This is a genomic window from Psychromonas sp. MB-3u-54 (assembly GCF_002836415.1).
Lineage (GTDB): Bacteria > Pseudomonadota > Gammaproteobacteria > Enterobacterales > Psychromonadaceae > Psychromonas.
Genome location: NZ_PJBP01000113.1, coordinates 1 through 12,511, shown reverse-complemented (window position 1 = coordinate 12,511; position 12,511 = coordinate 1). Strand labels below are relative to the sequence as shown.

Annotated in this window: 14 protein-coding genes; 4 read left to right on the top strand and 10 right to left on the bottom strand. The window is 40.6% G+C overall.

Annotation, left to right across the window (positions count from 1 at the left end; all coding sequences use genetic code 11):
- Positions 1-52: 52 nt before the first annotated feature.
- On the bottom strand, positions 53-1,168 hold the full coding sequence (locus tag CXF72_RS05735; RefSeq protein WP_101037606.1) for a site-2 protease family protein: 1,116 nt from the start codon (positions 1,166-1,168) through the stop codon (positions 53-55).
- Positions 1,169-1,435: 267 nt separating this feature from the next.
- On the opposite strand from CXF72_RS05735, the gene CXF72_RS05725 reads away from it, so the two are divergent.
- Together CXF72_RS05725 and CXF72_RS05720 are read left to right on the top strand one after the other, a co-directional pair.
- A complete protein-coding gene (locus tag CXF72_RS05725) occupies positions 1,436-2,014 on the top strand; it encodes a thymidine kinase (RefSeq protein WP_101037602.1) in 579 nt (192 codons plus the stop codon).
- Between the two features lie 344 nt (positions 2,015-2,358).
- Entirely contained in the window at positions 2,359-3,321 is a 963-nt protein-coding gene (locus tag CXF72_RS05720) for a glucosaminidase domain-containing protein (RefSeq protein WP_101037600.1), read from the top strand.
- A gap of 157 nt (positions 3,322-3,478) precedes the next feature.
- Here CXF72_RS05720 and CXF72_RS05715 read toward each other — a convergent pair whose 3' ends face one another.
- Positions 3,479-4,657 (bottom strand): cystathionine beta-lyase, encoded by a 1,179-nt coding sequence (locus CXF72_RS05715; protein WP_101037598.1) that lies wholly within the window; start codon positions 4,655-4,657, stop codon positions 3,479-3,481.
- A 222-nt stretch (positions 4,658-4,879) separates the two neighbouring features.
- Between CXF72_RS05715 and CXF72_RS05710 the strand changes: the two genes are divergently transcribed.
- Positions 4,880-5,374 (top strand): YcxB family protein, encoded by a 495-nt coding sequence (locus tag CXF72_RS05710; protein ID WP_101037596.1) that lies wholly within the window; start codon positions 4,880-4,882, stop codon positions 5,372-5,374.
- Between the two features lie 26 nt (positions 5,375-5,400).
- Here the strand turns inward: CXF72_RS05710 and CXF72_RS05705 are convergent, their stop codons facing one another.
- The 3 genes from CXF72_RS05705 to CXF72_RS05695 form a co-directional block, all read right to left on the bottom strand.
- Positions 5,401-5,760, bottom strand: a complete 360-nt coding sequence (locus tag CXF72_RS05705; protein WP_101037594.1) for an NGG1p interacting factor NIF3 — start codon at positions 5,758-5,760, stop codon at positions 5,401-5,403.
- 62 nt (positions 5,761-5,822) lie between these two features.
- Positions 5,823-6,437: a prepilin-type N-terminal cleavage/methylation domain-containing protein gene (locus tag CXF72_RS05700; protein WP_101037592.1), complete on the bottom strand. Its 615-nt coding sequence runs from the start codon at positions 6,435-6,437 to the stop codon at positions 5,823-5,825.
- Positions 6,431-6,943, bottom strand: a complete 513-nt coding sequence (locus CXF72_RS05695) for a GspH/FimT family pseudopilin (RefSeq protein ID WP_232784892.1) — start codon at positions 6,941-6,943, stop codon at positions 6,431-6,433. Before CXF72_RS05695 ends, CXF72_RS05700 begins: the two co-directional genes overlap by 7 nt.
- Before the next feature lie 299 nt (positions 6,944-7,242).
- Here CXF72_RS05695 and CXF72_RS05690 point away from each other — a divergent pair, with 299 nt between their 5' ends.
- Complete coding sequence (locus CXF72_RS05690; RefSeq protein ID WP_101037589.1) at positions 7,243-7,440, top strand: DUF3545 family protein; 198 nt, start codon at positions 7,243-7,245, stop codon at positions 7,438-7,440.
- A gap of 443 nt (positions 7,441-7,883) precedes the next feature.
- On the opposite strand, the gene rpoS is transcribed toward CXF72_RS05690, so the two are convergent.
- The 5 genes from rpoS to ispF form a co-directional block, all read right to left on the bottom strand.
- Positions 7,884-8,846, bottom strand: coding sequence for an RNA polymerase sigma factor RpoS (rpoS, locus tag CXF72_RS05685; RefSeq protein WP_101037587.1), 963 nt, complete (start codon positions 8,844-8,846; stop codon positions 7,884-7,886).
- Between the two features lie 127 nt (positions 8,847-8,973).
- The gene (locus tag CXF72_RS05680) at positions 8,974-9,831 is read right to left on the bottom strand and encodes a peptidoglycan DD-metalloendopeptidase family protein (RefSeq protein ID WP_101037585.1); all 858 of its coding nucleotides are present in this window, start codon (positions 9,829-9,831) and stop codon (positions 8,974-8,976) included.
- Between the two features lie 469 nt (positions 9,832-10,300).
- Positions 10,301-11,038, bottom strand: a complete 738-nt coding sequence (gene surE, locus CXF72_RS05675) for a 5'/3'-nucleotidase SurE (protein ID WP_101037583.1) — start codon at positions 11,036-11,038, stop codon at positions 10,301-10,303.
- Positions 11,038-12,072, bottom strand: coding sequence for a tRNA pseudouridine(13) synthase TruD (truD, locus tag CXF72_RS05670; RefSeq protein WP_101037581.1), 1,035 nt, complete (start codon positions 12,070-12,072; stop codon positions 11,038-11,040). The genes surE and truD overlap by 1 nt, the downstream gene beginning before the upstream one ends.
- The coding region (ispF, locus tag CXF72_RS05665; protein WP_101037579.1) for a 2-C-methyl-D-erythritol 2,4-cyclodiphosphate synthase at positions 12,069-12,511 on the bottom strand (443 nt) is incomplete at its 5' end. The genes ispF and truD, both read right to left, overlap by 4 nt.

Below are 12,511 nucleotides of genomic sequence, written 5' to 3'. Positions count from 1 at the left end.
AAAAAAGCCGATCTGTTTTAATGCAGATCGACTCTTTTGCGCAACTAGCTACCTAACTTCCTAAGATCTTCATCGGTAATGCCAAAATATGTTCAGGCGAATCGGCAAAATAGATAATGATAGCCACAAAAGCGGCAACGGTTAGCAGATACCAGGCCGTTGAAAAAATTTGCCCGTAACGATCCAGTGGCAGCAGGTGACTTTGATGACGACCACGCCACTCGATAAGAATTTCGACACTGCCAATGATTAACAAAAAGCCTAATAACGCCAGCCCTAAACTATAACTGATGAACACACCTAACGCAGCGGCTAGCATACAAGCAACTAATCCGATTTTGCTATTGATTGAAAAGCTGATGCTTTTTAGAATATGCCCGCCATCCAGTGGTAAAATGGGCAACAAGTTAAACAGATTTAATAGACTGTTAAAAACAGCGAGTCCGGCAAAAAAAACAATATCGGTAGACCAATAAAGCAGCAGACAGGCAAGCGACAGAAACAATCCAAAGGTGGGCCCCATAATGGAGATAACCACGTCCTGCCAGCGGGTATTGATTTTATCATCGCTAACGGCCAGTCCGCCAAAAAAAGGGATCAGGTAAATACCCTTGGTTTTCATAGAAAAATACTGCATAGCACGAATATGGCCATACTCATGAAAAACCAGGCAAGCGATTAATGACAGCGCAAATTGCCAGGAGAAAAACCAGCTATAGGCAGCCAGGCTACCACCGGCAAGGATCACTTTAAATAACTTAGCACTTTTGAATAATTTAAGACCCAATGACAGCATTCCAACCGAGCTAAATTTCTTTTTAATCGGCGCTTTTTTTATCGGCACTTGCTGCTCGATATCTTTACTGTTACGGCTCCCCTTATCGATCACACTGCCATCTATAATGAACTGATACTCAATAGCGAAGGGCTGCCAACTTAAGTCAATAGCGAGCTGACATTTTATTGTTTGCGGTGCCTGTTCTTCAGACTCTGTTGTCTGAGGTACTTGCTGGGATAGTTCAAAATGATGAGTCGATTTGGCGTCTCTATTTTCTGTTGCGCTTAACTGTGAGACTAAACTATCCCCCCAATACAGCTCTTGCCACCCTGCAAGGGAGCCCTCGAGCCTTAATGTTTTTCCAAAATGTTCAAGTTGTAACAGTTCCACTATGCGTTTCCCGTTTGTTGAAGATAGCCATATTATGCCTTCATTGAACAACAACACAAGGGGGAGCCATAGCAAAAAAAACGCTCTGAACTGCCGGTGATCACTGTAAAATAAACAATCAATTCAACCGACAGAATGTTATTATCAGCGCCATTAATTTTGCGATGCATTAACAAACAATAGAAAAATGGATAAAAAAAGCGTGCTATCATCTGCAATGACGCTTCTTTATACTTTATTTGTCTCCCCCCAATAAGGAAGCTCTCCGTGGCGCAGCTCTATTTTTACCATTCGACCATGAATGCCGGTAAATCAACCTCTCTATTGCAATCCGCCTATAACTACCGGGAGCGTGGCATGCAGTGCTTAGTAATGACACCCAGCATTGATAATCGTGCCGGCGTGGGAAAAGTAGCGTCGAGACTAGGGATTGAGTGTGACGCGCAGATGTTCTGTGGCGATGATAATTTGGCGCTGATGATAGAGATAGCTGATCGGGCAGAGCATCAGCATTGTATTCTAATTGATGAAGCACAATTTCTCACTAAAGAGCAGGTGAAACAGTTAACCTGGATCGTCGATAAATTATCAATTCCTGTTTTGTGTTACGGTATTAAAACCGATTTTCAAGGTGAATTGTTTACCGGTAGCCACTATCTGCTGGCTTGGGCCGATAAACTGGTTGAGTTAAAAACCATCTGCCACTGTGGCCGTAAAGCTAATATGGTGTTACGACTGGATAAACAGGGTAAGCCTATCTTCAAAGGAGCACAGGTTGAAATTGGCGGCAATGAAAGTTATGAATCAGTCTGCCGAAAACACTTTCGCATCTTTCTGTGGGATTAAATTTCCTCTCTTTAAGCAAAAGGCCAGCAGGTTATCTTCGGCATTGGGGACGGAGTCTTTCGGGGTAACTAAGCTCCCTCTTAAAAAACGACTTAAAATATGCGTGCCGGTTTTCATTGCCAACTAGCATAATCCTATCCGCGAATACCGTATCTTTACATGTTCAAGCAATATAAAAGTCTGCCACAGTGCACAAAGATCGACTAAAATCACCCCTTATTACTTAAATAAAAGCTAAAATTTCCCCTCATTATTTAAATAAAAGCTCAAATAACCAGCAAGCCGTTTGAAGGATTAAGCGCATTAGCAAAATATAACCTCAATTATCCTTAGGAACAGCCCACATGAAAAAACACTTTTATCACATCACATGCCTATTAGCCTTCGCCATAACGCTCATTATAAGCGGATGCTCAACACCACAAAAACCTCAGATAACACCAAAAATAAAAACGCCAGATGCGATTGTTAACATAAAACCGGTGCAGAAGGGGCCCATTGAAGTCAGCATTGCTTCACTGCAGGAATTGGATGCATTATTTGATAAATACCAGTATAGCAGTGAGAGCTGGGAAAACGGTAAGCAGAAATTGCCCCGTATCACCTTTGAAAAAGTGACTGATAATTGGCAAAAAGATTCGAAGAACCTCCCTGTCGAAACTAAAAAATCATTCTTTTTCCGCCTGATGGCACCCCTGATTTTAATGGCCAATGAAAATATTATCCGTGAGCGGGAAACAGTTAAACACGATCCGTTAAATTCACCTCAACTAAAAAAAATTGCCCTTAAATATCGTTTGATAAAAAACAAAAAAAACCGAATAACCACCACGATGCGTCAGACGTTATTGAATAAAGTTGATATTTTACCGCCCTCCCTTGCACTTGCACAGGCAGCCGAAGAAAGTGGCTGGGGTACCTCCCGTTTCGCAAAAGAAGGTAATGCTTTTTTTGGCCAATGGGATTTCAGTGGTAACGGCATGAAACCTAAACAGCAACGTAAAGCGCTGGGAAATTATGGCGTAGCGCGTTTTGACAGTCCGCTGGCGTCCGTGGAAGGTTATATGCTTAATCTCAATACCAATAACGCTTATAATAAATTACGTACGCTACGTGCACAGCTGCGCGCTGAGAATGAAACAATTAGCGGTCTTAAATTAGCAGGAACATTGAATAAGTATTCCGAACGTGGTCAGGCTTATATCGATGGTTTACGTGAAATGATCCGTTATAACAAACTGCAATTTGTTGATAATAGCTATTTAGCCGATAATAGGTTAATTCATTTAACCGGCGGGAAAGAGTAATAAAAAAAGGGATTGAGTATTATTAATAAGATATGCGCATTTGGTTAAACTGCGCATATCTTGCGGTTGTAGGAATCAACAAGCAAGGAAAAGAGAAATGATCCCTTAGTTACCGGCAGGTAATATTGAGCTTAGTTACCGGCAGGTAATATTGAGGTTATTTACCTAATACTTTATTCATTCGTTCAAATCCGGCTTCTAAATCAGCAATCAGATCATCGACATTTTCCAGACCAACATGCAGGCGAATTAATGGTTTGCTTGCATCCCACTTGGTGGCAGTTCGTATTTTATCAATACCAAAGACGCCCAGAATAAGACTTTCAAAACCGCCCCATGAAAAGCCCATTTTAAAATAATCCATATTCTCGACTAAAGCGGTCACCGATTTTAAATTACCTTCTTTTAAAACAAATGAAAATAAACCATTACTGCCGCTAAAATCGCGTTTAAAGAATTCATGACCCGGACAGGTTTCGAAAGCCGGGTGACGCAGGTGATCAACTTCAGGGCGAGTTGCTAACCAATTGGCAATAGTGAGCGCATTTTTTTCATGTTGCGCCATACGTATACCTAAAGTACGTAATCCACGGCTGGCTAGGTAAACATCGTCAGGCGAAGTACATTGACCCAATAAATAACTGTGTTCACGCAGCGTTGGCCAATACTCACTATTCGCCGTGGCAGTGCCCATCATGACATCGGAATGCCCCACAATATATTTAGTCGCCGCCTGAATGGAGATATCAACGCCCATTTCAAAGGGACGTGAATTGATAGGAGAAGCCCAAGTATTATCTAACATGACGATCATATTATTTTCATGGGCAATACGGCTTAATGTGGGTACATCTTGGACTTCCATGGTGATTGAACCCGGTGATTCAAGAAATAATACCTTGGTATTAGGCTGAATTAGCTCACTGATCCCCGCACCAATTAACGGGTCATAATAAGTCGTCTCGATACCAAAACCGGTCAGTAAAGTATCACATAAAGCACGGGTAGGTTCGTAAGCGTTATCAAGCATCAATAAATGATCGCCCGCTTTTAAAAAAGACATTAATGCACTGCTAATCGCAGCGGTACCAGAAGGATATAAGGCAGTACCTGCACCGCCTTCAAGTTCAGCAATAGCCTCTTGAAAAGCAAAGTGAGTCGGTCCGCCACGACGCCCATAAAACATTTCGCCATTGTTTTTATTTTTGTTGGCAAAACGCATATCTTCCATCGTATCAAACAACATAGTCGAAGCACGCACCACCGGAGGATTAACCACCCCTTTTGTCCATTTTTTATTACGTCCTAGACATACAATTTGTGTTTCTTTTTTCATATTGATTTCCATCTGTAAATATCGCAAGTTGCACTATATTAGCATTTCACAGAGTGATGAACAGTGAGAATAAAGCCATAGCTTAGAAGAAAAAATTCACTTTACCGATTAACTTCGCAAAACAGCTCAGAACGCTCCAATCGATAAACTAACAAATTTATTACAACACCATAGACAATTATCTTATATAATTTGTCGGCTATTCTCTATTAAGGTCTCATTATGTTATTCCAATCAAAATTTGTGCTCAATCGTGAACATTTTGAAGAATGTTTTGATCAATCATTATTGTTAGGGGGGAAACCGACTCCGAGATATAAATTGATGGCCTTTCTTGTTTTTGCAGGTGGTGCGATTATTCTATTTTCTGACCAACAAAAAACAGTGGGTTTGTTTATAGTTTCTCTCTCTTTTGTTGAATATTTCAGTTTTCGTTACCGCCGTGCATGGTGGTTAATGAGACAAATGTGGAGCAAGAATTCTCATAATACTATTACCTTAACGATCAGCGAACAAAGTATAAAAACAGAAAGTTTATATAATAACAATGAACTGCTCTGGGATGAGGTTAAACACGAGGTTGAAACGCCGAAAGGGTTAATGCTTTTTTTAAAAGACGGTGCTAAAAATTACCTCTCAAAATCCAGCTTAAATGAACAAGCGATTGCATTTATCAAGTTAAAAGTTGCTCAACCAAAAACAGAAGAGCATTTATAAAAGTATTTAATGAACCCAGTAAATGCTTATTCAGCAGTCACTAGAGCAAGCTGTTCAGGCTGAAAATTAAAATTTTCCACTGTTTTTATTTCCAGAACGCCGTACGCGGGCGTCTCATAGGGATGAGAGGTGATTAATGCTTGTAAGGCCGATTTAATGTTCTCTGCAGAGCAGACCATTTCAACTTTATATTCGGCTATTTTTGTCATCTCATCTTTTGTGCCAATAAAAGCATGACTATCAGCAAGAGGACGAAATTGGCCCTCACCCAGGCTTTGCCATGAACAATAATCATAATTCCCAATCCGCCCGGCTCCTGCCGCAAATAAGGCGCTTTTTACGCTTCCTAAATGTGAAGCCGGTACATAAAAAATTAACTGATACATTTTATTATCCTTTTATTAGCAGGCGATATGATTATCGAATAAGCAAACGCTAATTCGAAAGGTCAGAACTCAATATTTCGGACTTGTACCCTTGTGTTGATGGTATGCTTATAATTGCTATCGGCGGCCAACTCGCCAGACAGATGAATTGCCACGGAACGTATGCTTGCCGCTGCAGTTGGAACAACTGATTCAGTAAAAATCAGCTCGGTTATTTTTATAAAGTTTTTATCTGAAAGCCCTTCCCAACCACCTACTGCTGAATAACAATTAGCGACAAGGGGATCAATAGGGGTAACGTCGTTACTGCCATATTGAATCTCATTATTGGACAACCTGAAACCCTTCCTGTATGTAGGTGCCGCATGGCTTTCGTTATCATCTTCATAAGAATAAATGAGGCAGCTTGAGCTACCGCTAGTGAGTGAATCAACCACTTTAGTTCCTCCATTCCCCACTAAAAAATCACCGCCTCCGTATCCGGCTCGCCTGACATCAGCTTCCATCATTGACATAATGGACTGCAAATCAGTGCGTAACCGTGAATATTTTAAACTTTTGGCACCGGAGGAAACACTGGTGACGTACAGGCCAATAACCATCGCTAATAATACTGAGCCAAGCAATAAAGCCAACATGAGTTCAACTAATGAATATCCTTTTTTTTTAGTTAACATTGGTTATATCCTAATTGTGCGCTACCGGGGGAACAGACCCTTAAACGCATGCTCGACTGAATCACTTTTAATGTGTCTCCATTACTATTACTCAAGGTCACATTACCAGGATTAGCGTGGAATCTCATGGGCTTGTAGGAGGCAGGGTTACTGCCAAAATTTATCGTGGCAAACAGATTTTGACCATCGGTTAACTGTTCAACTTTATTATTGCCGTTTAACGAACACGAATCGGCGGCAGAACTATTCGACATTGCCATCTTCCAAATATCAGGATTTGTGTCCTGACAAAAATGCACGTAAATCTGAGCGTTATCCTTAATAGCCTGAGTCTGCGCTAAACGTAAAAAGTGATACAGATGTTCAGTTTTTTGTATTAAAGCCTGCTGTGCAAAGAGAGACCCGTAATTACTGATGCCGGCTGCGACCAGAGTCAGAATTGCCGTTAGAGAAACCAATAACTCAATGAATGTAAAACCACGATAATTATTATGTTTAATTTCCATATAAAACCTTTCAACAGCATCCATTTTCATCAAAATCGAGGTCTTTGTGTCATCTATACCTCAACCAATATTGATACAGAAGTGATTTTCTGCATCAACAAAGCTTAGTTTAAACAGATGCTTAATCAAGTAACTCTCACTTTTTATCAGGAATTCTTTGCGTCTGATGAATAACCTTGCCGATGACTTCATGGTTGAAAAAAAATCAAAAACTTTTTTTCATGTCATAAAGTTGCAACAATAATTCCTTATTGTATCGCTACGCAGAATTTTTCTGCCGTGAAACCAAGGAAAATAATATGCAATACAGCAAGACTGATACTGATATGTTTGCCGATGATGCTCTTTTTTTTACGGCTAAGAAAAAAATTCCGAAAGTAAGAAAATGGCGTGAAATTGAAGCGATTAAAGCACAGCAAAAATTATCAAAAGAGTTGCTTGAGATGGGTTTAGATCTTGATTTTTCATTAAGCGAATGGGCTCAACTTAGATTATAAATGCATGGCACAACCAATGCCATTCGCTTAAGCAGTTCCAAGCTTATACCCATCAAAGTCAGCAAGCATCTTGAAGTAACATGGGTATATATCTTAGCGGAACACTTGGTAGTATATAAAACACTGAATGTGTAAACGCTCGGTGTTTTTTATATGAAACCAAATTCAGCTCTGTCACGAGGGGGGGTGATGCCCAACGTCGTGCTATTTCGCATCCCATCATTATGATCGACCAAAATCCTTGTTCTGCGGCTAAGCGGCGCTGTTAAATACTGGATTTTTGTGTGCAGAACAATGCCGATTCAATCTATTTAGCATCAATCGCTCTATAACATAGCATTCAAATTATTTATAAACTAATTTTATTGCTGATTCCCCCTTCCACACACAACTTTTGAAAAGATGAGGGATTACTATCTATCGGCAAAATGCGCTTTTGAAGGCTAAACTTCAAACAATGATTCGATTGATAACCCCTGCTCAGAGAGCACATCACGTAAATATTTTAGTGCTTCAACTTGTATCTGCCGCACCCGCTCGCGTGTCAGACCGATCTCTTTCCCCACATTTTCAAGGGTTGCAGCTTCATAACCTAACAAACCAAACCGTCTTGCTAATACTTCACGCTGTTTAGGATTAAGGTCTTCTAACCATTTAACAATACGCAGTTTCATATCTGCATCTTGCAGTTCATTTTCCGGTGAAGCCTCTTTTCGATCCGGGATAATGTCCAATAATTCTTTATCAGAATTATTTCCTATGGGGATATCAACGGAACTAATACGCTCATTAAGTTTTAAAATCTTAGAGACCTCTTTCGCGGACACCCCCAAAACCTCAGCGATCTCTTCGGCCGTTGGTTCGTGAGTAAGAGTGTGGGTCAATTCGCGGGCGGTCCGTAAATACACATTTAATTTTTTTACTATATGGATAGGCAAACGAATAGTACGGGTTTGATTCATTATCGCACGTTCAATGGTTTGACGTATCCACCAGGTTGCATAGGTTGAAAAGCGGAAGCCTTTTTCCGGATCAAATTTTTCAACAGCCCGAATAAGTCCTAGATTACCCTCTTCAACTAAATCTAATAAAGATAATCCACGATTATTATAACGACGGGAAATTTTCACCACCAGGCGTAAATTACTTTCTATCATGCGTTTACGTGATACTTGATCGCCGCGTAGTAAACGCCTTGCGTAATAAACTTCTTCTTCTGCGGTTAATAGTGGCGAGAAACCAATTTCACCTAAATAAAGTTGAGTCGCATCCATGCTTCTTACTTCACTAGCAACCGCTATCTTAGCGGCACTAAAATCTTCATCATCAATTGCATCGACAGTTTCATTTTCATTCAGATCAAAAGGGAGTATTTTTTTGATCTCTGATTTTAAATCCTTAATCATAACCACGTCCTCTTTAAAAAAGCTTAACCTGCTGTTACAAAAACCTGTTATTTTATATAAATACTTATGAACACCTGCCCATAAGAAAGCTATTTCGTTGATAACATAATGATGATCAAGTAAACTATTAACGTTTAGGTAAATAGCGCAGTGGATCGATAGACTTTCCTTGATAACGGATTTCAAAGTGCAGTTGCACTCGATCTGTACCACTATCTCCCATTGTTGCTATTTTTTGGCCTGCTTTTACCTGTTGTTTTTCGCTTATTAGTAGCTGCTCATTATGCGCATAAGCACTTAAATAATCATCATTATGTTTTATGATAATTAAATTACCAAAACCACGAAGACCCGCACCTGCATAGACAACCTCACCAGACGCTGCCGTATAAACAGGCGTTCCACGCTGATTTGAGAGACTGATCCCTTTCATTCCCGTCTGTGAGGAAGCGAACGTTTTGGTCAATTTCCCCTTTGCAGGCCATTGCCAATGGCTTATTTTAACCTTTGACTTTTTAGGCTTAGTTATTTTCACATCGGTTTTTATCGTAGAGGGAGAATAGGTGATTGGATTTTTTTGTACAATAGCGGGCTTTGTTTTTTTGCTATAAACTTGATCTGATCGTGATATTTTATTGTCTTTTATTGGTGAGGGGGCTCTTTTTACTGTTCGCTTGTTAACTGAAATAGTATTTCTCTTATTGACGGCGGTTAAATCTAAAGTTTGGCCTTCCATAATAATATAGGGTGCAGATAATTGATTGTATTTCGCCAAATCATTAATATTAAGATTCGCCCGCCAGGAAATAGAAAATAAAGTATCACCCTTTTGCACTTGATAGCTTTTAGCGGTTATTCCCGAGGTCTGCTGCTTAACGGTTCGATAGTGAGTGCTCCCCGTTATGTCGGAAACAGGAACAGGGCCAGATGAAGATGCACAACCATGTAAACCTAAAGTGACTAAAAGAAAAGGTAAAATTCTCACTGGTAGTTAGTTCTCAGCTGCAAAGCATAAAAGGGTGCTAAAAAAAATCATCCGCCAACCTTTAAAATCACCCTGTTTTCCAGAATCAGATCGCATCCCCTACCCTCCTAATAACATTAAAGCCGTAGCTGAAAAAAGACCTAAATATAGGCCCACAAATAGACTCAAGAAAACCAGCCCCTCAACACAAAACTTGAACAGTTCAGCATTGATCAAAAAAGCACGTTACACTAATACCAAAAGAACTAAAAAGATGATCACCCTTCTGGTTAAAATCATTCCTAACTGCGTTGTGATTTTTATTCAGAACGTTCTGTTCTTCACCACTTTGTGGTCAGCTAAAGCAGTTCAAAATCGTTCAATACTATTATAGTTCCAGACTGTCATTGTGAAGTTAGAGTATTACTAGCTGCACAAGACTTGATCTCTGCTTTGATATTTTATGACATTAGAATGAGTACTCTACCGGTCACTTACCTATCCATTTTGTCAGGTCAGATAACTGCTCAGTCGCGGTTAAATCAATCTTAAGGGGGGTGATTGATACATAGCCATTTTCAATAGCATGAAAATCAGTCCCGTCACCCGCTTCTGCAATTTTCCCGGGAGGACCAACCCAAAAGATTTCCCGACCTCTAGGATCAATACTTTTTTCAATCAATTCCGCTTTGTGGCGTTTGCCTAAGCGGGTTATTTTAATGCCTTTAATCTGCTCTAAAGGAAGATCAGGGACATTCACATTAAGCACTTGATCTGCCGATAAAGGCGATGCTAATAACTTGTCAACCAGCTGCTTTGCATAAAAGGCGGCACTCTCAAAATGCGTGTTGCCCGCCAAAGAAACAGCGATAGCAGGCAGTCCTAAAAATCGCCCCTCCATTGCCGCTGCAACGGTTCCCGAATAGAGCACATCATCGCCCATATTTGCACCATGATTAATCCCGGACACAACTAATTTAGGCGCCACCATACAGATTTCATTCAGCGCTAAATGCACACAATCCGTAGGCGTCCCGTTTACCGCTATAAAGCCGTTGTCTAAATACTGCAGACGTAATGGATTTTCTAATGTTAGTGCGTTACTCGCACCACTATGATTTCGGTCAGGAGCGACCACTTTCAGATCAGCCGAATCTTTTAAGGCATGATATAGCGCGTTTAAACCAGGCGCATAAACACCATCATCATTACTTATTAATAGGGTCATTAGCTTGCCTTTATCAATTCACGCAACACACTGGTTGCGTAACAACCAGAAGGTAAATAAAATTCAACTCTGACCGTTTTATCATCCAACCAGGTTGATGAAAATTTTTCAGGTACCAATAATAGCGGACGACGCTCCTGCTTTAAGCCATTTTTAGCCAGCCCCGCTTGAATCTCCTGATAGGGAGTTAACTGTTCACTTTCATATTGTTTTGCATCATCTAATGAAGTCAGCTCGCCTGCTCCCCACAAAGGGGCGGTCAAACAAACTTCACGGCTTTGCAACCGCTGCTTGCTCTGTTCGTCAAGTTCAGTTAGCGGGAAAAATGAACGGTTAGCCACAAACTGTACACAATCTCCCAGAATCGGTTTATCATGTAAATCATCTTTAACACGTGCTGACACAACCTGATTAAACAAGTAACTGCGCGCAGCACTTAAATACATACCGCGTTTAAAACGATCTTTAATTTTACGTCCCTGGAACATTAATAATGCAGCATTAACATTGTGCCCGTCAAAACCAAAACGCTGCGAACCAAAATAATTTGGCACCCCACCTTGAACCTGCAGCAGCGCTTTTTCCATTGCGCTTTTATCACTAATGTCACGAACAACAATGGCAAAAGTATTACCCGCCAGTGCCCCTATTTTAATCTTTTTATTATGACGAACAACATTAAGAATGGTCACACCGGGCGCTTCAAAGGTACTAAAATCAGGTGTTATCTTTCCGGGGATATGTAATGAAAACCACTGTTTAGTATCACCTTGACGATCTTTAAGTCCTGCGTAGCTGACGTTTCTTGCCGGAATGCCTGCAAATTTGGCCAATTCTCGGGCCAGATATGCTGTATTTTCACCCACTTTTTGCACCCATAAACAGACATGCTCTCCCTCACCCGTTAACTCGAACCCGAGGTTCTCCTCAACGTTAAAGTCTTCACATGACTGTTTAAATACGCCTTCACTTTGTGGCGCGCCATACAGATAATTAAAATCTAAGTTAAATACTTGTTTTTCTTCTTCAGTCATATGCTTTTCTTCATTAATAAAACAACAGCATGCGTAGCAATGCCTTCACTACGCCCAATCGCACCCAGTTTTTCCGTGGTCGTCGCTTTGACATTCACATTTTGAATTTCAGTGTCAACCAGTCGCGAAATTTCGATGCACATATCCGCAATAAATGTAGCCATCTTAGGTTGCTCGGCAACAATAGTCAGATCTATATTTCCAATTTGATAACCGCGCTCTTTAACCTGTAGAAAAACATTTTCCAATAATTTGCGGCTATCAATCCCCGCATACTGCGGATCATTGTCCGGGAAATGACGGCCGATATCCCCTAATGCTAATGCCCCTAACAGCGCATCACATAATGCATGTAAAGCAACGTCACCATCGGAATGTGCAATTAACCCCTGTGTATGGGGAATTTTCACGCCGGCAATAGTGATCGGCCCCTGCCCGC

Bases quoted from the DNA above. Each gene is read 5' to 3' on its own strand.
- CXF72_RS05710 (WP_101037596.1), top strand. From the start codon at position 4,880: ATGTTATTCCAATCAAAATTTGTGCTCAATCGTGAACATTTTGAAGAA.
- CXF72_RS05700 (WP_101037592.1), bottom strand. From the start codon at position 6,437: ATGTTAACTAAAAAAAAAGGATATTCATTAGTTGAACTCATGTTGGCT.
- CXF72_RS05720 (WP_101037600.1), top strand. From the start codon at position 2,359: ATGAAAAAACACTTTTATCACATCACATGCCTATTAGCCTTCGCCATA.
- CXF72_RS05715 (WP_101037598.1), bottom strand. From the start codon at position 4,657: ATGAAAAAAGAAACACAAATTGTATGTCTAGGACGTAATAAAAAATGG.
- truD (WP_101037581.1), bottom strand. From the start codon at position 12,072: ATGACTGAAGAAGAAAAACAAGTATTTAACTTAGATTTTAATTATCTG.
- CXF72_RS05695 (WP_232784892.1), bottom strand. From the start codon at position 6,943: ATGGAAATTAAACATAATAATTATCGTGGTTTTACATTCATTGAGTTA.
- surE (WP_101037583.1), bottom strand. From the start codon at position 11,038: ATGACCCTATTAATAAGTAATGATGATGGTGTTTATGCGCCTGGTTTA.
- CXF72_RS05690 (WP_101037589.1), top strand. From the start codon at position 7,243: ATGCAATACAGCAAGACTGATACTGATATGTTTGCCGATGATGCTCTT.
- rpoS (WP_101037587.1), bottom strand. From the start codon at position 8,846: ATGATTAAGGATTTAAAATCAGAGATCAAAAAAATACTCCCTTTTGAT.
- CXF72_RS05705 (WP_101037594.1), bottom strand. From the start codon at position 5,760: ATGTATCAGTTAATTTTTTATGTACCGGCTTCACATTTAGGAAGCGTA.